24 protein-coding genes are annotated in these 23,503 nt (G+C 45.7%); 18 read left to right on the forward strand and 6 right to left on the reverse strand.

The genetic code is table 11. From position 1 onward, the window contains the following. Positions 1 to 18: 18 nt before the first annotated feature. The gene (locus C1N64_RS08105; protein ID WP_039342951.1) at positions 19 to 462 is read right to left on the reverse strand and encodes an ECs1072 family phage-associated protein; all 444 of its coding nucleotides are present in this window, start codon (positions 460 to 462) and stop codon (positions 19 to 21) included. A 945-nt stretch (positions 463 to 1,407) separates the two neighbouring features. Here C1N64_RS08105 and C1N64_RS08110 point away from each other — a divergent pair. Beyond that, positions 1,408 to 1,599 carry a hypothetical protein gene (locus C1N64_RS08110; protein WP_164483039.1) on the forward strand — a complete coding sequence of 64 codons (192 nt, stop codon included), beginning with the start codon at positions 1,408 to 1,410 and terminating at the stop codon, positions 1,597 to 1,599. A gap of 255 nt (positions 1,600 to 1,854) precedes the next feature. Here the strand turns inward: C1N64_RS08110 and C1N64_RS08115 are convergent, their stop codons facing one another. Beyond that, positions 1,855 to 2,010, reverse strand: a complete 156-nt coding sequence (locus C1N64_RS08115) for a hypothetical protein (RefSeq protein ID WP_164483040.1) — start codon at positions 2,008 to 2,010, stop codon at positions 1,855 to 1,857. Positions 2,011 to 2,292: 282 nt separating this feature from the next. On the opposite strand from C1N64_RS08115, the gene C1N64_RS08120 reads away from it, so the two are divergent. After that, positions 2,293 to 3,921, forward strand: coding sequence for an ABC transporter substrate-binding protein (locus C1N64_RS08120; RefSeq protein WP_394515393.1), 1,629 nt, complete (start codon positions 2,293 to 2,295; stop codon positions 3,919 to 3,921). A gap of 268 nt (positions 3,922 to 4,189) precedes the next feature. On the opposite strand, the gene C1N64_RS08125 is transcribed toward C1N64_RS08120, so the two are convergent. Together C1N64_RS08125 and C1N64_RS08130 are read right to left on the reverse strand one after the other, a co-directional pair. Then, positions 4,190 to 5,734, reverse strand: a complete 1,545-nt coding sequence (locus C1N64_RS08125) for a methyl-accepting chemotaxis protein (RefSeq protein WP_033738753.1) — start codon at positions 5,732 to 5,734, stop codon at positions 4,190 to 4,192. A 12-nt stretch (positions 5,735 to 5,746) separates the two neighbouring features. Further along, the gene (locus tag C1N64_RS08130; RefSeq protein ID WP_262959943.1) at positions 5,747 to 6,016 is read right to left on the reverse strand and encodes a hypothetical protein; all 270 of its coding nucleotides are present in this window, start codon (positions 6,014 to 6,016) and stop codon (positions 5,747 to 5,749) included. 81 nt (positions 6,017 to 6,097) lie between these two features. Between C1N64_RS08130 and C1N64_RS08135 the strand changes: the two genes are divergently transcribed. Next, positions 6,098 to 6,862, forward strand: coding sequence for a DUF1868 domain-containing protein (locus C1N64_RS08135; protein WP_394515394.1), 765 nt, complete (start codon positions 6,098 to 6,100; stop codon positions 6,860 to 6,862). Between the two features lie 356 nt (positions 6,863 to 7,218). Here the strand turns inward: C1N64_RS08135 and C1N64_RS08140 are convergent, their stop codons facing one another. Continuing rightward, positions 7,219 to 7,389 carry a hypothetical protein gene (locus C1N64_RS08140; protein WP_033738761.1) on the reverse strand — a complete coding sequence of 57 codons (171 nt, stop codon included), beginning with the start codon at positions 7,387 to 7,389 and terminating at the stop codon, positions 7,219 to 7,221. A gap of 216 nt (positions 7,390 to 7,605) precedes the next feature. Here C1N64_RS08140 and C1N64_RS08145 point away from each other — a divergent pair, with 216 nt between their 5' ends. The 15 genes from C1N64_RS08145 to C1N64_RS08215 all read left to right on the forward strand — a co-directional run bounded on the left by C1N64_RS08145 (position 7,606) and on the right by C1N64_RS08215 (position 22,568). Beyond that, entirely contained in the window at positions 7,606 to 7,740 is a 135-nt protein-coding gene (locus tag C1N64_RS08145) for a hypothetical protein (protein WP_255421286.1), read from the forward strand. A 118-nt stretch (positions 7,741 to 7,858) separates the two neighbouring features. After that, on the forward strand, positions 7,859 to 8,551 hold the full coding sequence (locus C1N64_RS08150) for a hypothetical protein (protein ID WP_239001166.1): 693 nt from the start codon (positions 7,859 to 7,861) through the stop codon (positions 8,549 to 8,551). An 867-nt stretch (positions 8,552 to 9,418) separates the two neighbouring features. After that, positions 9,419 to 10,837, forward strand: coding sequence for a sugar porter family MFS transporter (locus C1N64_RS08155; protein ID WP_072209526.1), 1,419 nt, complete (start codon positions 9,419 to 9,421; stop codon positions 10,835 to 10,837). A 687-nt stretch (positions 10,838 to 11,524) separates the two neighbouring features. Continuing rightward, complete coding sequence (locus tag C1N64_RS08160; RefSeq protein ID WP_033738765.1) at positions 11,525 to 12,052, forward strand: fimbrial protein; 528 nt, start codon at positions 11,525 to 11,527, stop codon at positions 12,050 to 12,052. An 89-nt stretch (positions 12,053 to 12,141) separates the two neighbouring features. Next, on the forward strand, positions 12,142 to 12,687 hold the full coding sequence (locus C1N64_RS08165; protein WP_394515395.1) for a fimbrial protein: 546 nt from the start codon (positions 12,142 to 12,144) through the stop codon (positions 12,685 to 12,687). Positions 12,688 to 12,709: 22 nt separating this feature from the next. Then, positions 12,710 to 15,223 (forward strand): outer membrane usher protein, encoded by a 2,514-nt coding sequence (locus C1N64_RS08170; RefSeq protein ID WP_394515396.1) that lies wholly within the window; start codon positions 12,710 to 12,712, stop codon positions 15,221 to 15,223. A 90-nt stretch (positions 15,224 to 15,313) separates the two neighbouring features. Beyond that, on the forward strand, positions 15,314 to 16,054 hold the full coding sequence (locus C1N64_RS08175) for a fimbria/pilus periplasmic chaperone (RefSeq protein WP_394515397.1): 741 nt from the start codon (positions 15,314 to 15,316) through the stop codon (positions 16,052 to 16,054). A 5-nt stretch (positions 16,055 to 16,059) separates the two neighbouring features. Beyond that, positions 16,060 to 16,680 carry a fimbrial protein gene (locus C1N64_RS08180; RefSeq protein ID WP_394515398.1) on the forward strand — a complete coding sequence of 207 codons (621 nt, stop codon included), beginning with the start codon at positions 16,060 to 16,062 and terminating at the stop codon, positions 16,678 to 16,680. After that, positions 16,673 to 17,242: a fimbrial protein gene (locus tag C1N64_RS08185; RefSeq protein WP_205957350.1), complete on the forward strand. Its 570-nt coding sequence runs from the start codon at positions 16,673 to 16,675 to the stop codon at positions 17,240 to 17,242. Before C1N64_RS08180 ends, C1N64_RS08185 begins: the two co-directional genes overlap by 8 nt. Continuing rightward, positions 17,239 to 17,868 carry a hypothetical protein gene (locus C1N64_RS08190; protein ID WP_226375890.1) on the forward strand — a complete coding sequence of 210 codons (630 nt, stop codon included), beginning with the start codon at positions 17,239 to 17,241 and terminating at the stop codon, positions 17,866 to 17,868. The genes C1N64_RS08185 and C1N64_RS08190 overlap by 4 nt, the downstream gene beginning before the upstream one ends. A gap of 13 nt (positions 17,869 to 17,881) precedes the next feature. Further along, the gene (locus tag C1N64_RS08195) at positions 17,882 to 18,451 is read left to right on the forward strand and encodes a fimbrial protein (protein ID WP_394515399.1); all 570 of its coding nucleotides are present in this window, start codon (positions 17,882 to 17,884) and stop codon (positions 18,449 to 18,451) included. Then, a complete protein-coding gene (locus C1N64_RS08200) occupies positions 18,444 to 19,427 on the forward strand; it encodes a hypothetical protein (protein WP_282498583.1) in 984 nt (327 codons plus the stop codon). The genes C1N64_RS08195 and C1N64_RS08200 overlap by 8 nt, the downstream gene beginning before the upstream one ends. Positions 19,428 to 19,475: 48 nt before the next feature. Then, positions 19,476 to 21,188 (forward strand): PglL family O-oligosaccharyltransferase, encoded by a 1,713-nt coding sequence (locus tag C1N64_RS08205; protein ID WP_164483047.1) that lies wholly within the window; start codon positions 19,476 to 19,478, stop codon positions 21,186 to 21,188. Between the two features lie 45 nt (positions 21,189 to 21,233). Next, positions 21,234 to 21,890, forward strand: a complete 657-nt coding sequence (locus tag C1N64_RS08210; protein WP_164483048.1) for an EAL domain-containing protein — start codon at positions 21,234 to 21,236, stop codon at positions 21,888 to 21,890. 345 nt (positions 21,891 to 22,235) lie between these two features. After that, complete coding sequence (locus tag C1N64_RS08215) at positions 22,236 to 22,568, forward strand: DUF6694 family lipoprotein (protein ID WP_033737428.1); 333 nt, start codon at positions 22,236 to 22,238, stop codon at positions 22,566 to 22,568. A 224-nt stretch (positions 22,569 to 22,792) separates the two neighbouring features. Here the strand turns inward: C1N64_RS08215 and C1N64_RS08220 are convergent, their stop codons facing one another. Beyond that, positions 22,793 to 23,464, reverse strand: coding sequence for a class I SAM-dependent methyltransferase (locus tag C1N64_RS08220; protein WP_263756861.1), 672 nt, complete (start codon positions 23,462 to 23,464; stop codon positions 22,793 to 22,795). Between the last annotated feature and the right edge of the window lie 39 nt (positions 23,465 to 23,503).

Here is a 23,503-nt window from a genome sequence, read left to right on the forward strand (position 1 = left end):
CATCCTGTTACGTTTGTCTCAGGGAAGGGACAGATGTACCTCGTTTTCCTTAGGTGCCCAGTCTCTGTCTGAAAACTCATCAAGGGGATAAGAGACATTTCGCAGTCCCTGCGTGCCCAGAAAGTTTCTGACGCCTTCCTGTAGATTGCCATCGCGAAACAGTTCTGCGATAACAAAAAGTGCATCAGAAAGTGAAAGGGTTCTGATTTGTGCCGGTAACCAGTTCGTGCGCGTAAAGATCAAATGATAAAGCGCTTCTTCGCCGGATAACGGGAAATAACGCGTGCCAAATTGTTTACGATGTTTATCCAAAATGATTTCAAGAATAAATATCTGCGCGGTGCGTTGTTTCACCTGGTTAACCATCAGATTATCGGAATGGCTCATATCCAGCGTTGAGGCATCATTGTTCTGCTTAACGCGCGTTTCGATAGCATTCCAGAGGTTGTCATACTGATTCATAGCTTGCCTTGTCTGAAGTTAACGTTTTCATAACAAAGTTAGCAGAAGTCAGACGCAGGGCAAAGATCGCTGACCTGAACATCGCAGGCCTTCCGTTAAAATTTTCAGGTCGTTGCACGTTCAGATACCGCTTAGCGCTGTGACTCTGCAACGAAGAGATAAGGCAGAGCCGGTAGAGGGCGTTATGATATTGACCAAAATGGCCACGAATGGCCATATCGTGGATTTCCCGCGCAGCTAATGGATGACACCGGATGTCGTCAGGCAAAGGGCACAAAAAGCAACGCTGAATGCAGCAAAACCAACCAGACCTATTACGACGAAACCGAAATTTCTCATATCGACCTCCACCGTGTCCACATGGCACCTTACAATCATAAGTCTGGTGGGAAAATAAGTATATACTGTAAAAAAAGACATAGAAAATGGCATTGAGAGAGAGTTGATTTCATTCTTAACAGCTTAATGATTTATTGTTAATCATCTATTTTACTGATTTCAGTACGTGTTTTTTGTCCCGGGTGTGATATTAACTTTTATTTTGTAATGCGGTTGTTTTATTAGTGAGGAGTTTTTATTTTAATTAGCACTGGTTTTATCTTTTTTTGTTGGTAGCTTTAATTGAAATGGATATCAGTGACGGATTTTATGATGAAGTAAACGATTACTCTGCAGGCTTCAGCTTACCTGCTAAAAAATTCAGGCATTTTATTTGTACTATTAAAAATAGCAAACTCAGCCTGGTGACTGGCTTTTTTTAATCACACATTTCATCTGTAGAATATATAACTTCAATTTTCAGGAGATTTTCTTTGAAATAAAAAAATCAAGATTATCATGCTTTATTACTCTTCACAGAAATACAGATGGTTTTTTCTGAGGAGCAAAAAAACAACCCAATTCAGGCTCACCGTGATGTAACGTGCGTCTGCCCGGGCGGTCGTCATGCCGTACATTCTCACGCACTTCCTGACTGTGGCAGATTTCCCGAGGCAGGCGATAACGGGTAAATTCACTGACCAGTTACTGATTAAAGCGAATGGTGTTGACGTGGCGGGAGCTGTGATGCAGCCACGTGAGCTGCTGTTCTCCTGGCAGGGTAAGGTGAATGAGGTTGCCGGGTGGATCCCGTCATAGCAGATTAGCGCGCGTATTAAAATGTCCGCGCCGCGCACGGCCAAGGCGATCGGTCAGGATGATCAGTAAGCCCAGCGTGTTATCGGCCGGCGCACTTCGTCTGCCAGCGGATCGTGTCATACGCTGAGTTGTCAATTTAAGTTCCAGTGCAGTATTTCGCAGTTGTCGCGCGCATCTGGCAACACAGGTGTGAATGCCAGAATGATTTTGATTAGGGAAGCAGGACGGCTTCATGAAGAGACCGTCCTGGGTTCTTTAGCCGTGCGGGCCACCGCCCGGACCACCACCGGGTCCGCCGCCAGGTCCCATATGCCCTGGGCCGCCACCGCCCGGTCCCCAGAACGGCCAGACACAGCCTGACAGCGCCGAGACGCTGGCTAACGCAATCACTAACAGGATGACTTTTTTCATACAGGCTCCAGATTGATGTCCCATTACTCTATCAATTTGGCTGTGTCGAGGTGTGAAGCGGGTGAAAAAGGGTTGCTGGCATAGCGTAAAAGTTCTGTTAATCGCAACGGGGCAAACGGCACAGCCCGTTTGTCGTTTTGCATCAAAACTGTGCAGTGATAACGCTTTTTATCACCTGACCTTTGGCAGACTGGCGCAGTACAGCGTCTCGCCTCTGGCCCATAAATTGCAGCAGTGCTGGCGCAAAGTCACATAATAATTTATCCAACAGGAGTCAGACGAATGCCAGTAAGCCGTTCATATGTTGCCCATTTGTGTGGGTCGGTAATTTTTTCAGGGCTGCTATCCTCCTTTCCCGCCATAGGGGCAAATGTGCCAGCGGGAGTAACGCTGGCTCCCTTACAGGAAATCGTGCGCGGTAATGGTGCTGAACCTGCCACACTGGACGTCGAAAAAGCGGAAACGAATGATGCTTTTTCAATTCTTAACGATCTGTTTGAGGGGCTGGTGCAGACCACGCCCGACGGTAAGGTGGTGCCCGGGCTGGCAGCCTCATGGGAAACGGCGGATAACAAAGTCTGGACCTTTCACCTTCGCCCGGATCTGACATGGTCCGATGGATCGCCGTTGACCGCACAGGACGTTGTATTTAGCTGGCGTCGTCTCACCGATCCCAAAACGGCTTCGCCTTATGCCTCTTTTGCCAGCTATGCCCACATCCTCAATGCGGATGCGGTAACGGGCGGAAAAAGCCCGACTGACAGTTTGGGGGTTAAGGCACTGGACGACCATACTGTTCAGGTCACGCTCGATCAGCCGGTATCGTATTTTTTGCAGTTTGTCGCTCATCCTTCCCTGTTCCCGATTAGCGAAAATAATGTCAAAAAGTTTGGAGAAACCTGGACACGGCCCGGCAATATGGTCAGCAGCGGAGCGTTCAAACTGGACCAGTGGGTGGTAAATGAAAAAATTACGCTCGTCCGTAACGATCGCTATTGGGATAACGCAAATACGGTAATCAACAAGGTCACTTTTTTACCGATCAACGATGTATCCGCAGAGCTTAATCGCTATCTTGCGGGCGGCATTACCATCACGGATAACATCCCTGCCGTTGACTTTCCTCGTATGAAAAAAGAGCGGCCAAAAGAGGTGCGCAGCACACCGATATACAGCGTGTTCTATTTTCAAATTAATAACCGCAAGCCGCCCTTTACGGATGTGCGTGTGCGGCAGGCGCTCAACCTGGCGCTGGATAAAACCATTATTGCTGATAAAGTCATCGGTATGGGCCAGCGACCGGCCTGGGCTATGCTGCCCTTATCTATGGGGGAGGTGACGCTCAAGGCACCAGCATGGGCGGGCTGGACGCAGGAACAACGGGTGAAAAAAGCCCAATCGCTGCTCAGTGAAGCCGGTTATTCCGCCAGCCATCCTTTAACTTTTACTCTGCTCTACAACACCAATCAGGATAATCAACGTATCGCGATCGCTGCCGCGTCGATGTGGGGGAAAGTGCTGGGCGCCCGGGTCACCCTGCAAAACCAGGAGTGGAAAACCATGGTGGATAATATGCATCAGGGGCAGTTTGATCTGGTGCGCTATACCTGGGTCGCCGATTACAGCGAACCGTCCACCTTCCTTAACACCTATCGTACCGGCGACAGTCAAAATACGGCGGGTTATGCCAGCCCGGCCTTTGATGCCGCTGTAAAAGCCGCAGGCATGGATACCAGCCTGGATGCCGTGACCCGGGATTATCAAAAAGCCAGCGATATTATTGCTAATGATACGCCAGTCATTCCGGTCTTTTACGGCGCTCTGAATCAGATGGTCAGTCCAAAAGTAGGCGGCTACGCGCCGTCGCATCTGCGTTTCTACTATACCAAAGACCTGTATCTGGTTAAGTAACGTAGTCTTTGTGTCTGATGTTCTCAGCACGACGAAAATGTCCGGGGTCGCTCATCGACCCCGGCGAATGTAAGCGACATGAAGATAGCGAAGGTGGCAGCCCGGTCCCGCACATACTGAAAACCATAACAGCATGTCCGATATTCACTGTTGGTCAGTGCGATTTTTATACAAATGAAAAAAGCCCGGCATCCGGGCTGGTGGTGATACGATAAAGAGGGCGGATTGCTGCCCTCAGGCGAAAAACCGTCTCGCCGCGCCATGATAATCAGACCCGGAAGGTTTCCACCATGCCCCGAAGCGCATGGGCCTGAACTGACAGGGACTGTGACGCGGAAGAAGACTCTTCTACCAGTGCTGCGTTATTCTGCGTCACGCTGTCCATCTGGCTGACCGCCACGCTGACCTGAGAAATACCCTGCATTTGTTCTGAAGAGGCCAGCGACAGGTTGTCCATTGCGCTGGCAAGCTCTCCGACCATGCCGACAATCTTCATGATGCTTTCGCCCGTGCCTGACGCCACTGCAACACCGCTTTCAACCTGGCTTACGGCCTGTTCAATTAACGTTTTGATATCGCGGGCTGCGGTAGCGCTGCGCTGCGCCAGCGTTCGGACTTCGCCCGCCACCACGGCAAAACCGCGTCCGCCTTCTCCGGCGCGTGCCGCTTCCACTGCCGCGTTGAGCGCCAGAATATTGGTCTGAAAAGCGATGCTTTCGATTACCGCAGTGATGTCCCGCACTTTGGTCGCGCTGATAGCAATCGCGTTCATGGTATCCGACATGCGATTCATATCCGTTTCGCCGGAACGGGCAAGTCGGGCGGTTTCGCGCGCGGATTCAGCCGTCTGCTGCGCACCAGCGCTGTTGCTTTTCACCGTGGCTGTGAGTTGCTCCATGCTGGCGGCAGTTTCCTGCAGCGCGGCGGCCTGCTGCTCGGTGCGTGAGGACAGTTCGGTATTGCCCTGGGAAATTTCATCGGCGGCCTGAGCAACAGTAGTAGAGGCATGTTTAATCTGCGACACCAGGCCGCGCAGATTTGCCTGCATGGTATCCAGAGAAGCGAGCAGACTGCTCCTGTCGTGGCGGCGTAACGTAACGGACGTAGTCAGATCACCCGCCGCAATCGCGGCGGCCAGCTGCTGGGCCTGAGCCGGCTCTCCACCCAACTGCGCCATCAGTTTCCTGCTCATTAACACACAGATCACGGCGCCAGAAATCAGGGACGCCAGAACCAGAAAAATAAAGATCTTAATGATGCGGCTGACAGAGTCATTGCTTTTCTCTGCCGTTTGCTCTGCAAAAGCCCGCTGCATCTCGGTCAGTTCATTAAGGCTGCCAATAAGGATTTGCTGGGGCGGGCGGACAACATTGGTCAGATAGTCCGCCAGTCCGGTCAGTTGCCGCTGTCTGCCCATTGTGGCCGCTGTCGCCAGGGTGGTAAGCGCGGCGTTTTCATTTTCCTGCACTTTTTTAAGCAGGCCGAGCTCTTCGGGGTTTTTGTTGATTTCAATCAGCGAGGCCAGTTCAGCGCGCTTTTGTGTATAAACGGCCTTCTGGCCCTCGAAACGGCCCCATTCATTCTCGATGGCTTTGGGATCAGAAAACAGGGCCATATTCCTGACTTCGACCAGCATATTTCGCAGAGCCGTTCCCGCATCATTCGCCAGCGTGACTTTTTTCAGATTAGTGTTGACGATTTCGTTGATATTTTTTCGGGCTTCAAGCAGATGATTCAGTGCAACCCCAGAGCTAATGACGAAAAACAACATTAAAAAAGCAAATCCAGCAGATAATCGCGTCGATACTTTCATTTTTCACCCCAGTTAAGATTTTATATGGCCCATGATGTTTTCGGCAAAAGCCTTCCGGGCATAAGCGGTAAATGGCGTGAAATTTGTTGCAGAATGAAACTTCATCGCACGCGCGTGCGACGTGGGTAGCCAGCACAGGAATACAACGTCTGTCCGGCGCAGCAGGGTAAAGAGACATAAAATTTTAACAGTCTTTGCGCGCCCCTTTCCGCTGCTGATATGCAGCCGCCTTGCACGATGGCGTTCGTTGCCTGCTTCGTGCAGCGCAATAAAAACGGTCATGTTTCGGCATTATTGTCATAAGCCCGTGGGGCCACGCTTTTCAGGCGTGGCCGATCATGTTGTACGGCGCTGTCTTTTGTTGTGCGAAGCACGCGCGCCTTAAACGCAGGTATTTATCCATTGATTAGGGCAGAAGCTATGTCAGAAGTGCTTGAGTACGACGGCTGGAAAGAGAATGCTATCGGTGAAAAATTTGCGGCTGATGGTGCATATTTGCCTTTCAGAGGTAACACGCTCATTTGCCAGCTGGATCAGGGCAGCGAAATCGTTAGCGTGATCTCTGAGATGGTGGAGGCCATGAAGGCGGAAGGACTGGCACGGTGTTATACCTTTCTGCCGTCGGCGAGCTACCACATGACCGTCTTTAATGGTGCGAATGACAGGGCGCGTTATTTGCCGGCCTGGCCCGCAGACCTGAGCCTCGATGCGCCCATGTCGGCGTGCGATCGGTTATTTGCCCAAAAGCTGACCGACTTTAACGTAACTGAATTTCCCGTAAAAATGCGGATTGGGGCTGTTGTATTAAAGCGCGGCGTCTCGCTCTCGTTGGCACCAATGAATCAGGCGGAAGAAACAAAAATTCGCGGGCTGAGAGATCGTCTCAGTCATGTCCTGCGCTGCAGACGACATAATCATGATGTTTACGAGTTTCATATCAGTGTGTCATATCTGATTAACCCGCCGGTCGCCGAGGAGTGCCGCCTCCTTCAGAGGTTAAGAGCGGTTTATCTGGAAAAGCTTATGCGAGTTTCTCCGATCATTGAACTGAATACACCGGCGTTTTGCGTGTTTAAGGATATGGCGGAATACAGACCGGTTTTCCGGCTGTCGTCGTCCATTCAGTAGGGCAGGAGAGGTTGACGTTAAAGCGGACTGCCATGGGGGTTGTCAGTCCGTTGCGCGTTACTGAAATAACCATGTATTGAGATACCGTGTTCGCGCCAGGTCTTATATTGCCTGAAAATGCTTTCGTTATCGTGTGCCACAGATATGACGGGGATTATATCCCGTATCCGGTGTGACGATACCTTTAAACGCGGTGTGAGCCCACATTGTGCAATTGTTACAGCACGCAGCAATATGACCATTGCCGTTAAATACTGCGCGGGAGTAATGTCGCGGATGATGGTTACGTACATAAAGTTCAAGCCACAGGTGGGCTTCTGCGCAGGCATAAAAAAACCGGCACATGGCCGGATTTTTTATGCCTGCGGCTGACCAACCGGCCCTTTGCCCAGTGGACCGCCAGGCACTGACTGACCGCTTGGCGCATGCGGGCGACCATCGTTGCCGACGGCGCTGCTGTCCTGCTGACAACCCGACATCATTAAAAGACTGGAAACAATTAACAGACCGCTCAAAATGCTTTTCATCTCTTTCCCTCGTGATTAACACACTTAAAAAACAGCTCGCCTGATAAGTCTGGTCGGTATTTTCGCTAAGTCAATGTAGCGAAAAAAAAGTGCGTGATATCAATGCTTTTGTGAAAGCGGATACGTGCAGCGCCATCCCACGAGGGGAAGCCGCTGTGCTTACCCGCTTTTTGTGAGCCAGACTTAGTGTTCGGTTTGCTAACCAGAGAGGCCTGTATGACAGAAAGACCAGTAGAGGGTGATCATCCGGATTATCAACCGGGGAAAAAAAGCCCGTCACAAGGCGGCACCGACGGCGCGGAAGATGATGTAACCCACGCGCCTGAATCCGGCGATAAACAGCCAGATTAAGTCTGCCGGCCCACCTGCGTGAAGTGGGCCGGAATATATCCGCTGTAGAAAGTGCTGTATTTCCCCGCTCGTCTGGCTATGCTGTGGACACCTCGTTCAGGGACATTCAGGAGAGAAGGTGAAAAAGGCGGCTTATTTTGACGCTCTCTATGCAGACCGAAACAGTGAAACCCTGCGGCTGTGGCAACAGGAAAACAGGCAAGCGCATCACCATGCTGAAAAATTCTTTTACCCTGACGGGCTTAAAGCGCTGAGCTGTGGCATTTTGCCTGACCTGAATCCCGACATCCTTGCTCTTCTTGACGACATCCGCCGTTTAACCCGCGATGACCCACTTGCAGAGGTTATGCAGGCAAAAAACTTTCATGTCACCTTCCTGCCGCTTACACCTGCCCGTTATCACGAGCGCCAGCAAATCCCGATGATAAGCGAAGTGACTGGCACCTTCCGCCAGTGCGTAACGGATTCATCACTCAGGGTAGAGGGATTGCGTTTGGTCGCGCTTCCCGATCAGCTGTTGCTGGCAGGTTTTCCTGACGGCAGCGCAGTCGCGCAGAGAGCTGCGTTCTGGAATGCGTTGATGTCATCAGCGACGTGGCGGGATTTACTGCTCGAAAGGCACAGTGGAAAAACGACCCCGCCTGAATTCTGGCATACGACAATACTTCGCTATCGCGCTGCCAGCTTGCCCGACTCGCTTAAATCGTATTTTATTGACAATATGCACCGTAGGTATGGGAGCGTAGCTGGCGATATCCGGCTGGTCTTTGCGGTTTATAACTGGGCTGATCCAGAAACGATAACGGTGTAAACAGGTCGGGTGGTCATGAACGATTATAAGCGTTCAGGTTGAAAGCCATGACAGAAATACGAAAATTTAATCGTAATCCTTACTTTCATAATGAGGTGAATAACGCTCATCAAGCACTTCCTGAATCAGAAGCAAGATGAGAATGAGCAGTAATAATAAAATGATGCCGGTCATGACTAATTTCCTGTGTTCACTTTTCTCCGTAACTGAAGCACGTATTCACGGCAGCCTGTTCTGGCAACGGTTTAAACGATCATTCAGTAGATCAGGTTATGCTCAGAGCTCAAACAGGACAGTCATTAAAACAGGTTGAACCAAAACGGCGCACACCATTTCCTTCGTCCTGTCCTATCCTGATAAACGTTATGCATTTTGCTGAGCAGTATTGTATTTCCGTAGTGCGGCGAATAAACCCTCGACAACGAAATAAGCCTGGAACGAGATTCAAGCGGGCGAGCCGTGGCTGGCTTTCATTATAAAGGGGGATTCTGTTATGAAGGGTGTCTGGGCGATACATCATATCGTCAGACCGGTTGCGGCCAGGGCAGATTTTTAGCGATGTTGACAGCGCTTTAATTCATATACTGCGTCAGTGGTGAAGTATTGCAGAGTGTCTGCCGGACCTGAACATTCCGCCGCATTAAGCGGCCCATCAATGGGTTGTTTTACACATTATCGCCAGAAAAGACGTGTAGCAATATTACGTCATAAAACGAAAAACAGACGCTCACTCTGTCGATGAGATCTCCATCACACTTAGAGTGAGATCAGTAAAATCGTCCATATCCAGACCTTATTTGCCCTCATCGCCCGCTGTCTCTGCTTTATATGCTGCATGGACACTACATGTTGTGTGAGCGGAGCTTAATGATGTCTCATGTAAATACTTTCAATCTTCAAAGCGAACATAAGCAAAAAGTTCGCCGTATGAACCTGTTTATCTCTGTTTCCGCTGCGTTAGCAGGACTGCTGTTTGGACTGGATATTGGCGTGATTTCAGGGGCACTGCCGTTTCTCACCCATCACTTTAATCTGAGCAGCCATGAGCAGGAATGGGTGGTGAGTATCATGATGCTGGGTGCCGCAATAGGGGCAGTATGTAATGGCTGGGTATCACATCGTCTTGGCCGCAAATACAGTCTGATGGCGGGCGCAGTGCTGTTTGCTATTGGATCGCTGGGTTCAGCCGGTGCAACCAGCGTTGAAATGCTCTTGATCTTTCGCCTCTTGCTGGGCCTGGCTGTGGGCGTAGCCTCCTATACCGCACCGCTTTATCTGTCTGAAATGGCAACCGAAAACGTCCGTGGCAAAATGATCAGTCTGTATCAACTGATGATTACATTGGGCATTGTACTGGCCTTTGTATCGGATACGGCTTTTAGCTACAGCGGTAACTGGCGAGCCATGCTGGGCGTCCTGGCTATCCCCGCCGTCGTACTGTTTGTCATGGTTATTTTCTTGCCGAACAGCCCGCGCTGGCTGGCTGCAAAAGGCATGCATGTTGAAGCAGAAGATGTCTTGCGGATGCTGCGCGATACGTCTGAAAAAGCCCGTCAGGAACTGAACGAGATTCGGGAAAGTCTGCGCATGAAGCAGGGGGGTTTTTCGCTGTTTAAAAGTAACAGGAACGTCAGGCGTGCGGTCTTTCTGGGCATGTTATTACAGGGCATGCAGCAGTTTACCGGGATGAACATCATTATGTATTACGCGCCGCAGATTTTTAAAATGGCGGGTTTTAAAAGCACACAGGAGCAGATGATCGCCACGGTCATTGTTGGCCTGACCTTTATGTTTGCCACTTTTATTGCTGTTTTTACCGTAGATAAAGCGGGCAGAAAACCGATTCTGAAAATTGGTTTCTCAGTCATGGCGTTTGCTACGCTGGTGCTGGGCTATTGCCTGATGAAAGCGGGACAGGGAGAGATCAGCCATGGGTTATCCTGGGTTTCTGTGGGCATGACCATGTTGTGTATCGGTGGATATGCGATGAGCGCAGCGCCTGTCGTCTGGATCCTGTGCTCTGAGATTCAGCCGCTTAAATGCCGCGACTTTGGTATCACCTGTTCGACGACCACTAACTGGGTGGCAAACATGATTATCGGTGCCACCTTCCTGTCCCTGCTGGGCAGCATTGGCGCGGCGGGCACGTTCTGGCTTTATACCGGCTTTAATCTGGTGTTTATCGTAATAACGGTTTATCTGGTGCCGGAAACCAAGAATGTCACGCTGGAGCGGATTGAGAAGAATTTGATGGCGGGTGAGAAGTTGCGGGATTTGGGGCGCTAGCACTTGTGTAATTGACGATTTATCCTCAGCATCAAAAAAGCCAGCGTTAGCCTGTAACGCTGGCTTTTTTTTCCTGTCTTTTACCGTAATTAACAATCCTGTGTTTTATTACTGTTATTAATAACTATTATTTATCTCATCAATGCCATTGATATTACCTCTCGCAATAACATTAAAGTTTTTATAGCGTGCTTAAGTGTTGAGATGCAGTTGCATAAGGCATTATTTTAATAATAAATTAATGGGTGCATGAAATTACCCTTTGCCGGGAGTTTGTGTAAGTTTTAAAGAAAAAGTGGGTTGCGTCTCTTTTGTATTTTTTTCACTAATAAATAAGTCGATAACTATGCCGCGATTGTCTTTTGATTGGTTTTTTGAGCTATTTTAAAAGGTTTTTAACTTAATAAGACGCTATTAATGTAACCATGTGCGATATTTTGTACTTCTTATATGCTTTTGTTTGGTTTTATTATCTTTATTTTTATTTGGGCGTGGAGCAAGATGAGTAAATATCTCGTTGTTATAGTTTGCATGATTTTTTCTGGCTGATTAATTCAGGTCGGTATTATTATTTATTCCGTTCAGAAGCACATAGGTTCTCTTCTGCAACCATGCTTTTCATTAAGCGTATGAGCGATGAATGCGTATTTCGCATTATAAAAAATCTAAGTTTAAGGGATTGTTGTAATGAAATTGAATAAAGCGGTTAAATCAATCGGACTGTGTGCAATGATGGTTGCATTTGGCGCTACTGCAGCTGACCAGGGTCATGGCGAAATCAACTTCAAAGGTTCAATTGTTGATGCACCTTGTTCGATCACTGCAGAGTCTGCAAATCAGACTGTGGATTTAGGTGAAGTGACCAATGCTGCGCTGAAAAATGGCGGAAAATCAGCACCTAAAGCATTTAGCATCAAGCTTGAACAGTGCGATACAGCAACCTCTAACAGCGTAACGGCAACATTTACCGGTGCAGCTTCTGCAGGTAATAAAGATCTGTTAGGTATTACAGGTACGGCCAGTGGTGCATCAATTGCTATCACCAATGGTGCCGGTCAGATCATCAAACTGGGTGAGGCTTCACCTGCACATGATATTCAGGATGGGACTAACACCCTGGCATTTTCTGCATACCTGCAGGGCGACGGTGCTTCCGCAACTATTGTCCCAGGTGATTTCACCTCTGTAGCAAACTTTACTCTGGCTTATAAATAAGACAGAAAGCGAACGTTAATATTATACATTAGCCTTCGATTGCATGAGCAGCGTGATCTGCTCATGCCTTTTCAGGAAAGGCATCTTTTATGGAAATAATATTGAAAAAATTTTTATGGATGCTGCCTTTCATACTGACATTATGCGTGCCTGAATCTGGAATTTGCCACTCGCAGGAACATGGACAGGGTGTTGTCGGTATGCAAGGCAGCATTCTTGATGCTCCCTGTGCCATAGAAGTCAATGACAGAGAGCAGCTTATTGACATACCAGCGTTAACGACAGGTGAACTCATTCATGATGGCGCAGGCTTCACCAGAAATTTTTCTATTCATCTTATTCATTGCTCGCTTTTTGATTCCAATACCACTGGCGGAGATAAAACCCACTTCCAGGTGACTTTTGATGGAATCCCCGATGGAAAATTATTTGGTGTCAGTGGTGCCAGCGGTATAGGCATCGAAATTAAAGACATGGCTGGTAATTATGCTTTTCCAGGTAAACCGATGCCATTTGGTCAGCTCGCGCAAGGCAGACAAACACTCGATTATCAAATGAGGATTGTTGGAGATGCGCACCATATGCATTCGGGGAAATTCCGTGCTGTTGTGCGTTTCAAAGTTGATTATTACTAATTTTTCCCTGACATAAAATATTATGAGAAATCAGAATTATAAAAATCGCAATCTCACGTTATCCATTTGTCCTGTCGCCTTTGCCGTATTCATCGCATGTTTTATGTCTGAAAGTGTTATCGCGGCCAGCGATGAGGTGGAATTTAATATTGACGTGCTCGACGTTAAAGAACGTAATGAAGTCGATATTAATCGATTCTCACGCGCGGGTTATTTGATGCCGGGTGAATATCTATTCAATGTTGTTGTTAATAAATCTGAATTTCCAGAGGAAAAAGTTAGCTACTTATCCCCTCAAGATAAACCTGATGATTCTTTAGCGTGCCTTTCTCCTGATTTAGTCAGCCGCTTTGGTTTTAAAGAAAATGAAATAAGAAAAGCAGGCTGGTGGCAGGATGGCCAGTGTCTGGATGTAAATTCATTGCCGGGCATGACAGTCACGCCTGATTTGGGGTCGGGTATATTAAAAATTAATATACCGCAGTCTTTGCTGGAATATACCTCTGAAAACTGGGAGCCACCTTCTCGCTGGGATGACGGCATACCGGGATTTATTCTGGATTACTACTTGAATGCGAGACACACTCAGTCGAAATCTAGTTCGGATGCACAGTCATTAAGCGGTAATGGGGTGGCAGGATTTAACATAGGCCCCTGGCGCTTACGCGCAAACTGGCAGGGCGATTATGAACGTGAATCTGGTAAAGATGGTACTTTAAGGAAAAATTTCAAATGGGACCGGTTTTATATTTTTCGCGCCATCAAATCGCTCAAGTCTGAACTGACAGTAGGGGAATCTTATTTACCCTCAACGATATTTGACTCATTTCGTTTTACAGGTGCCAGTTTAACGTCGGATGATGCGCAACTTGCTCCAAACTTACGGGGCTATGCGCCAGAAGTTGTGGGCGTGGCCAAAAGCAACGCTAAAGTAACAGTAAGTCAGCAGGGCAGCGTTATTTATGAAACGACAGTAGCATCCGGGCCATTCCGCATTCAGGATCTCAATAATGCGGTAATGGGCAAACTGGATGTCACTATTCAGGAACAGGATGGCACCAGACGTACATTTCAGGTCGATACTGCGACGATTCCCTACCTGACCAGGCCAGGGAGTGTGCGTTATAAACTGGCAATAGGTAAGCCATCGGATTACGAACACCACACACAAAATATTCATTTTGCTACGGGTGAACTGTCGTGGGGGATCTCAAATGGCTGGTCAGTCTATGGTGGTGGGCTTTTTGCCAATGATTACCTGACCGTTGCGGCAGGTATGGGACGAGACTTATTAGCATTAGGCGCCCTTTCTCTGGATGTCACCTCAGCGCGGGCTAAATTAAATGAGCATGTTACCCGAAAAGGAAACTCTTACCGTTTAAGTTATTCCAAACGGTTTGATGATTATGATAGTCAAATTACCTTTGCAGGCTATCGGTTTTCTGACCGCAACTATATGACGATGTCACAGTTTTTAAGCTCAAGAACGTCGGCTTACAGTAATCCGGGAAAGGGTAAAGAGTTATATACCATTACCATTGCAAAACAACTCAGAAAGCTTAATGCAGGAATATACCTGAGTTATAACCACCAAACTTATTGGGAGCGTGCTGCGAGTGATACATGGAATCTTTCACTTTCCAGCAATTTTGATATGGGTCGCTTCAAAAATGCCAGTCTGAGTCTTACCGGCTATCGAACACAATATGATCACACTAATGACGATGGTGTTTATTTAAGTCTGTCTCTACCTTTTGGCGAAGGTACCTTGTCCTACAGTGGTCAAACTTCAGGCGGGACGCAAAGCCAAAACGTGGGTTGGCGTGACAACCTTGGCGATAACAGTGATTACAACGTCGATATTGGCACGTCTTCGGATGGTGAACATTCGATTAATGGCTATCTCGACTACACGGGCAGTATAGCTGAAATGACTGCCTCCGCCGGATTTGAAAATAATGGATATTGTACACTGGGTCTGTCTGTAGAAGGGGGAATGACAGCAACAGCACAAGGCGCAGCACTCCACCGCTCATCCGGTGTTGATGGCACCCGACTGATGGTAGATACGGCAGGGATCAGTGATGTTGCTGTCTCCGGGGGCGGAAACGATGTCAAAACCAATTACTTTGGTAAGGCCGTGGTAACAGACATAAATAGTTACTATCGCAGCAACGTTAATATCGATCTGGATGAATTACCAGATGATGTTGAAGCGACGCGTTCTGTTGTTGAAGATACCCTGACTAAGGGCGCTATCGGCTATCGCAAATTTGGTATTTTAGCCGGACAAAAAGGAATGGCTATCGTCAAACTCGAAGATGGTTCTGTTCCGCCTTTTGGTGCGATGGTAAAAAATGAAGATAAAATCCAGACGGGTATCATTGCTGAAAACGGAAGAGTCTGGCTATCTGGTATGAAACCGGGTGGAAAAATGGATGTAAGTTGGAACGGCAAAGAACGATGTATCTTTATTCTTCCTGAAAAACCAGACGAAAAGACTGCTAGCTTATTACTGCCTTGTATTAATGAGTAATGTTTATTATTGGCTTGCGTTAACGCAAAACCACTATTTTTAAACGCCTTTAAACATTACTTCGTGTGAATTGCTAAATTAGAGGTTTATATGCTTACGAACAACAGAAAGTTTCTATTGCGTTTTATAACGTCAATCATGGTGATGACTATTCCTGCAGCAAATGCTGCTGTAGGACTCGACCGCACGCGTCTGATTATTAACGGCGATAAAAAATCTGAGACATTAACGATTACTAATCACAATAAAGAAGCCCCTTATCTGGCACAGTCATGGGTTGAAGATGATTCGGGCAAAAAACTTGAAAACGAGTTTATTGCGCTCCCCCCTTTGCAACGTATTGAACCCAATTCAAAAGGTCAAATCAAAGTACAGACCATGGCGGGAAGTTCACATCCTCAAGACAGAGAGTCACTTTACTATTTTAATGTCCGGGAGATCCCTCCTAAAAGCAAAAAACTGAATACGCTGCAGATTGCATTGCAAACACGTATAAAAATGTTTTACCGACCAGAGGCACTTAAGTTAGCAAGTGGAGATGTACCTCAGACAGCATTAACATTGCGTCGTGAAGGCGACCGTTACCGTATTATCAATCCAACGGGATACTATATTACGATAGTCAACATGAGTGCTAATAACGCTGCCAGTAACAATGATTTTAAATCGGTAATGATTGCACCGAAAAGTAGCGAAATAGTTGAAATGAGTGCGGCAAAATTAGGAGCCCAGCCCGTATTGACTTACATAAACGACTGGGGGGGAAGACCAAAATTAATTTTTAGTTGCTCAGGTAATGCTTGTAAGGTCACCGAGCAGAAAGCAGGTTAAATATTTTGTTCAACGTTCTCCTGAGACATCTAAAAAGTAGACTAGTACCCGGGTGTTATGCTGGTTGTCTTATTCTTTCTTCATTTTTTGTAAGTGCCACATCGAAAGTAGATGATACCTGGCAGGTGGAGGGAGAGCATGGCCAAATTGTTGTGAACGGTTTACTAAGCGAAGGCGCGTGCCGTCTGGATCTTAATTCGGTTTTACAACAAATTGATTTAGGTGTATTAAATGTGGCTGAGCTTGAAGAGCCAGGAAGTGAGACGACACCAGTAAGGTTTAGTATCCGGCTGACTGATTGTTATCGTTCATTTAAAGATCAATCAGAGATGCCTGGGAAAAAAAATCTGTTTTCATATATAGAACCATTAGCCACGATTACATTTTCAGGATTAGCTGATGACGACTTCACTTCGTTGCTGAAAGTACAGGGGGCCAAAGGGATTGCTTTAAAAATAAGCGACAAAGATATGAATATGGTCTCATTAAATCAGCGGGGCGGTAAGTACTTTATCTCTCATAAAACAGAGCGGTTTGTTTTTTTTGTATCGGTCGTTAAAACGAAATCACAAGTTTTATTTGGTGATTTTTGGGCGGTAGCCAATTTCGAGGTCGATTATGAATAACATCTTTATTTATCGTCACTTAAAAATTATTGCAATTATCATTCTTTCTACTGCGGGTTTTTTATTATCTGTAAAGACCTCTGCAAGTGATGAATTTGTTGACATTGATAACATCAATGTTTCAGGAAAACTTGTTATATCGACCTGTGAAGTTATTGATGCTAGTGAAGATCATCTGGTTGATTTTTCAGAGGTGAACGTAAAAGACATTTATTCATACTCGCCTGATTTAGCAAAAGAATTTACTATCACTGCGAAAAATTGCCAGCCGGGTAATGAATTGACCATAGATTTCAGTGGAGTAGAAAGTGAAACACTTCCTGGTTTTCTTCATATATCCGGGCAGGCCGAAGGCATTGCTATAGGTTTAAAGTCCGGAGGTGTTAATGGTTCCCCCGTTTTAATTAACAGTCATTCTCCTGTTCGGGGCTCTGTCGATAATGATGATGTTTTTTTCGTATTGGGTGCTTATATACAAGGTGAACCTCAGGCGGTAAAAAATAAAACTGTAATGCTTGGTGATTTCACAGCAACAGCAAACTTCACTTTGAGGTATGAATGATGTTAAACACCTCTCTAAAGAAAATGAATTCGACTTTGATGATGGCTGCGTTATGTGTCTTTTTTTATGCTTTTGATGCTATTGCTGGTGAAACGTTTAAAACTAATATTTATTTTGATGGCAATATCGTTACCGATCCCGGCATGTGCTATTTTAACGTTGAAGGACTTAATCCCGGACCTGGTGATGCACTAAGCGGTCTTATCGAAAATGATAACGTCTATAATTATAATTTTGGTGAAGTGGTATTTAGATCATACAATGGCCGCTATATATTAGACAGAAAATATCGTAAAAATTTCAACGTCGAATTTACCTGCACTGGCGAACTGGCACTGGAAAGTTACATGCTGGTTCAGGTGTATCCTGTCTACGGTACCGTCAAGGGACAAAAAAACAGTGTAATGAGTCTACTGTCTCTCCCTCTATTCAAGTATGTAAAATCTTTAGGTTTACAACTTTTGTTTAATGGAAATCCTGTGACCACTCAGCGGCCTCATTGGATGCGTGTAGGAAAAAATACAGGTATGGCGTTTCAGTTAATTCAGTTGGATCCGTATGGTGCTGACTTAGAGGATAATATGTCATTATTTGCCGTCGTCAATGTGATTGTCCAACCTAATTAATGTGTTCAATAATATGAAAAAAAACAGGATATTCTTTTCAATTGCCATACTCATAGTATGCATATCCTCTCATTTTGCGTTAGCCTTTTACGACGGTAGTAATGATGGTTGTCAGAGCGAGGTAGATGATAATGGTGAAGTAACGGGATCTTGTGGTTTTTCCGCATTTGTATTAATGCAGACCAGACTCGATACTTCTCCCTGGTGCATCATTAATAACAACGAATCTATGGATGTTGTATTTGATGCGGTAGATCCCAATAAAATCTCATCCGGGAAATATAAAAAAACGTTGCAGTATGAATTTATTTGCTCGGATGCTACGCCGGGCTATAACGTTTTTTTTGAATTAGAAGGTAATAAAGCTGCCGGATTCGATGATGAAAAAACGATTGAAACCAGCATTAATGGCTTAGGAATGCAAATTCTGATGGACGGTGCACCAATGACGATTCATGAGAAAAAAAGGGTTAATTTGGCTTCACCGCCTCAACTCGAAGTAATATTAGTTAAACAGTTAACCAAAACACTGGAAGGCGATGACTTTTCCGGTTCTGCCAGCATGACGGTGGTATATGATTAAGCATTACTATTTAAAATACCTTTCAGGAATAATTTTTCTTTTACTCATTGGGCTTCCTGTTACTTCCCTGGCGAATGTTAAAGGCATTCCTTTACCCAAAAGTTGTCCTAAGGGATCAAAACATATGACGGATGGTTTGCTGGGTTTTGGCGACTGCCATCCAACTCAGGAAGGGCTTGAATCCGGATTTTTGATAGGTGAAGGATGGTCTATGCCCACAGGGACTAACCATGTCACTGAATTAGACGGCTACAAAGTTTATCCACAGTATAGTGGAAACTATAGTGCAGTGTTGTTTTTTTGTCAGAGCAAAAAGGCAGTAAAATGTACAATTTCAACAGCTAATTTTCAATTGCATACACGGACAACTAACACTCTCAATACAACTAAAACGATATCCAAATCGAAGCCTAACTTTGGTGGGGCTGCCAGTGCATTACAAAATCAGCCATCAGCATCATTTTGTGTTGCGTTGCAAAATATGGATGGCACGGATAATGCTTATTATGTCGATCCCAATGAATCTTATTCATGCAGTGACGGTGTACCACTACCGGTCGAAGCAGCGACCTGTTACATTAACCGGGGCAGAGATATTCATGTTCGTTTCGGGAATGTTACAAGAACAGATCTAACTACCAGCCCAGAAGATCCTGCCGCAATTTATAAAGAGATTAATATCCCTGTTACCTGTACGCGTGACGCGGGTATCTCTTTAAAAATGGAGGTTCTGCATAATTCAATGGTAGGGAAATATCGTACTATCTATACATCCTCCAGCGGCGTCGAAATTGTTCCTTATATTGATGGACACTTTGCGCAGGAGGACGCACAGAGCATAAGTACTGTTTATCAAAATGGTATTCATGAAAAAACCGTGAGGTTTTATCTTTTCCGCAATCCAGACGTAAAGGTCAAGGATATTCGATTAGGTGCTTTTAGTGCCAGTTCTGTGGTTGTTATGTCAGAAGATTGATTTTATAAATTTATTTTTCTTATAAGAACGCATCCTGCGATAAATACTATGAAAGTTTTAACTAATAAAAAGATGATGCCTAAAATACATATGTATATATCAGGTGTTATCATGTGTTGGTTGTGTGGTGGATTCTTATATGTTTTGCCTAATAGCGGCGGCTCAGGACTTTCACTGCCGCAAAATTTATTGACATGGCTTGTTATCGCTCTTGTTTTATTGTTTTGTGCTTTTTCTAAACAATTTGAAGGGGTCAAAATATCCTCGCTTTCAGGCGGAGAGAGAGTGATTTTATTGGGCGTGATTTTATGGTGTTTCCCCCTTTTTCTTACCCGAGATCTTGATTGGTTTCAAAATGCTTTACCACGAGTTGTTGCTCTGATTGTATTAATTTTTCTCTATTTTACCCTTAACCACACGTTATCCTACCGATTAAAATCTCGTTACTTATTTTTGCATGTCATTGTGAATGCGTGTTTACTCCAGGCTGGTTACGTCATTCTACAATTGATTTTTTCGCCGGGTGAAAGGCCTTACGGAAGTTTTCAGCAAGTTAATGTGCTTTCTTCTTTTTTGGCAACAGGTCTGGTATGTCTGTTATTCGTTTTTAACAGGAATAAAACAGAACAGAAAACGATATTACGTTATTATTATGGTTTTAGTATCGCATTACTGGCGGGCATAATCGTCGTGCTTCAATCCCGAGCCGCTTTTATTGGTGTCATTGGCGGTGCAGGTATTGTTCTGTGGAAGGGGTTCACAGAAAAACGTACCAGATCTTATACTGCTCTTATACTGTTGCTGACAGGCACTGGATGCGGGCTTTTCATCCTGTATGTTTTACCCATTTTTTTCCCTGGCCCGCTTCTGCCCGTTATCGTTAAAACCTCATCGAATAGCGCCCGTTTTTATATGATGCGGTTGACAACAGAATTAATCATGCAGTCACCTATTACAGGGCAGGGTTATGGCAGCTTTGAGGCGGTTTTTGGTCAACTGGCCTCGACTGTCTGGCCCGGTCTTGAAGCCGCTACGGTAACGCATCCTCACAACGAATTACTTTTTGCCTGGGTAGAAGGTGGAGTCATCGCTCTGTGTGGGGGAGTGCTAATCGTTGCTGGTGTCATCAGGCAACTATGGGAACGAGGGGCACTAAAGTGGTATGGTGTGGCGTTTTTATTGCCTGTAGCAGTACATATGAATCTGGAATATCCTCTTTATCAGTCGGCAGCTTATGCTCTGGTAATAGTGCTATTATTGCTCGCTGCTGGCGTGGCTGCATCACCTGTTAAAGAAGAAATAATGAAGAATGGAGTGCAAATAAAACCGAGATTTTTACGGGCAAGAATCTTTTGGGGATCAGTGTCCCTTTTTATGATTTATTTTTCGTTCACCGGTTTGATAACGCAGCAAAAGTTGACACAAATTGAAAAAAATGGCCTGCAGGCATTTGTGGTAGAGCCCGAAAAAACGATGTCGGCCTTTCCAAATCGCTATAGCCAGCGAGCACGCGTTGATTTTGATTATCATGTGGCTCTGCTTTTAAGATTTAATAAAGATCGCGATCTCACAGTGCTGTATGCTTTTCAAAAATGGGCAGACGATTTCTTAAAAACTCATAATGATCCAAATATTTATAACAGCATGATTAGAATAGCGCTTCTTCAGCAGCCTTCGCAGTACCGTTATCTCTGTAATGAGGCTCATGGACGCTGGCCGAAAGATAAAAGATTTATTTGTGATCATTCGGGTGGGAAATGAAAAAATCTCTTTCATAATTAATTTATCAAAAACTATGGGCCTTAAATGCTTAGTGATGTTGAGGGAATCAGATTCCAACCTCTTGTTGCTCTCAAAACTGGAGAGATTATTGCTTGTGAAGTATTGTCAAGCATCAAAAACAGTAACCCTGAAAAATGGTTCTCACAACTGTCTTCTGGTAAGGTTTTTTCTTTATTTCTATGGCAGATGGAATATTTAGCAAAATTTCCTGGTGAGTACTGGCTTAATTTACCCGTGAAGATATTTTGTAATACCCATAAGATTAAGCAACTTGTAAACATAAATCATGATAATCGTATTATTTTGGAGGTTCAGGATCCCGAAAACCTGCCCCACCTTTCCTGGGATGAGCTTACCGCTTTTAAAAAAGGCGTTGATGTTCTCAGACAGGCAGGATGGCGTATCTGGTTGGATGATGTCACTTCTACGCTTATCCCTTTAATCAGCAGGATGCCTTTACAAGTAAATGGGATAAAAATTGACCGAAATGAAATTAAAGATTCAGGCAGAATCGTTGCCCTCATCTCAAAAGCTTCTGTAATTTACCCACAGATTCTGGTTGAAGGTATTGAAACGCAGCAAGAAAGACAACGTATTCTGCTTACACATGCGCAGTACGGGCAAGGTTTCCTGTGGCCGGAAAGAAAGGTATTACTCAATGTGCCCAAAAAAATGTATTAATTCAAAATCAGAAAATGTGCCGATGACTTCGTTAACTGTTTTCATTCATGTATTGCAATGTCTGGCATACTTCGGACAGGTCTTAAGCTGTCTTCAGACATGTTTAATACTCAGTAAACTTGCATGAACAGTTTTGACTGGCAGCCGGTGGACCTGGCATCTTCCCCTTTTATCCATCGATGAATCTACACGTTACCCTCTTTTGTCGTTTATCTGAAAACTCAACGTAACAAACGTGTAGCGGCGTTTAGGTAGTAATCAGTCAGTAAGTGTTAATAAAAAAAGCTTTATTAAACTGCTACAAAAACTTACGATTGATAAGAATTTTTTTAGGATAAAACCCATATGAAAAAAGCAATCGCAGTCGTTTTGTTAGCATTCGTCCTCACTGGATGTGGAGAGCCTAAGATCGATGGTTCTTCCGAAGAGGCTTTTCAGACATCGCTTCAAAAAGTTCGGGAGTCACTTGCAGAGGATAAGCGCGCCGCGTTTAACGATGCTATTCAGGTTGTCGCCTTCAGCCAGGTCAGCATGAAAGAGCTGATGCAGGCGGGCAGCGGTGATGAAGGTGGACGTGCGCTGATTGATAAAAAGATCAAAGGCGCACTGGCCGGTAAGACCGGCGAAGAAGTTATTGAGTACGCAGATAAGATTAAAAAAGAGCGCGCAGCCAACTAATCTCAGCGTGTTTGTTTCTCAGCCCGGCTTATTTACGGTCTGATTAATCTGTTACTACACTATGAGGCATACTTAGTATGCCTCTTTTTTACGCCATCTTTACAGGAATCTTGATGCCTACGGTCTACAGGCGTTTTGTTGGCATTGAACTGCCAACCGCGTCGGGCAAAAAGCGGTAAGTATTCGGGTAAGGGCAATCCGCACCAATACGATGACGGGCTGCACTAACTGGAAGCCTTGTGGCACACAAGCGTTGCATGATCCCACCACGAATTCTGATTAACTGAAAAATAACGGATGTTAAAACCGGCTGCTGTGATTTCTGCGGTCAGGTCGTCCAGCGGTTTCAGCGTGCGCCAGGGAATGCCGTCTTTCAGTAACAGGTGCTGTCCAGGGTCATAACGCAGAGATTCGCTTATTTGTTTAGGCGAACCACACATGCTGCTGATAATTAACGCGCCGTCACAGGCCAGTACACGGCGCACGGCTTTAAGGCAATGTGTACGTTGTGTTCCCACCAGACAATGAAAGCAGCTGCCGTCAACGATGACATCGAACTGAGCATCGTTATAGAGAGAAAGGTCGCATACGTTGCCTTGGTTAAAATGACCGACCAGACCTGCTTCCCTGAAGCGTTCCCGGGCCCAGCAAATCGCCACGTCTGAGATATCGACCCCGTAAACGACGAATGATTGTCGGGCAAAATAATGTGATGCCATGGCACCATTGCCACATCCGAGCTCAAGAACAGTCCCTTTGTCAGGAAGCCATGCTGCTTCTTCAAGCTCATAAAGCACCTCGCTGAGCCGCTGACGGGCTCGCGAAAAGCCGCTTCCTGTCCAGGCTTCATAGCCCTCATTTTTGAGGCGCCGATAGATATCGTCATAGCTTTCCACGACCGCCCATCTCCTCCTGCCGTCACTGAATCCTCTTCT

The organism is Pantoea sp. SGAir0215, assembly GCF_043543215.1.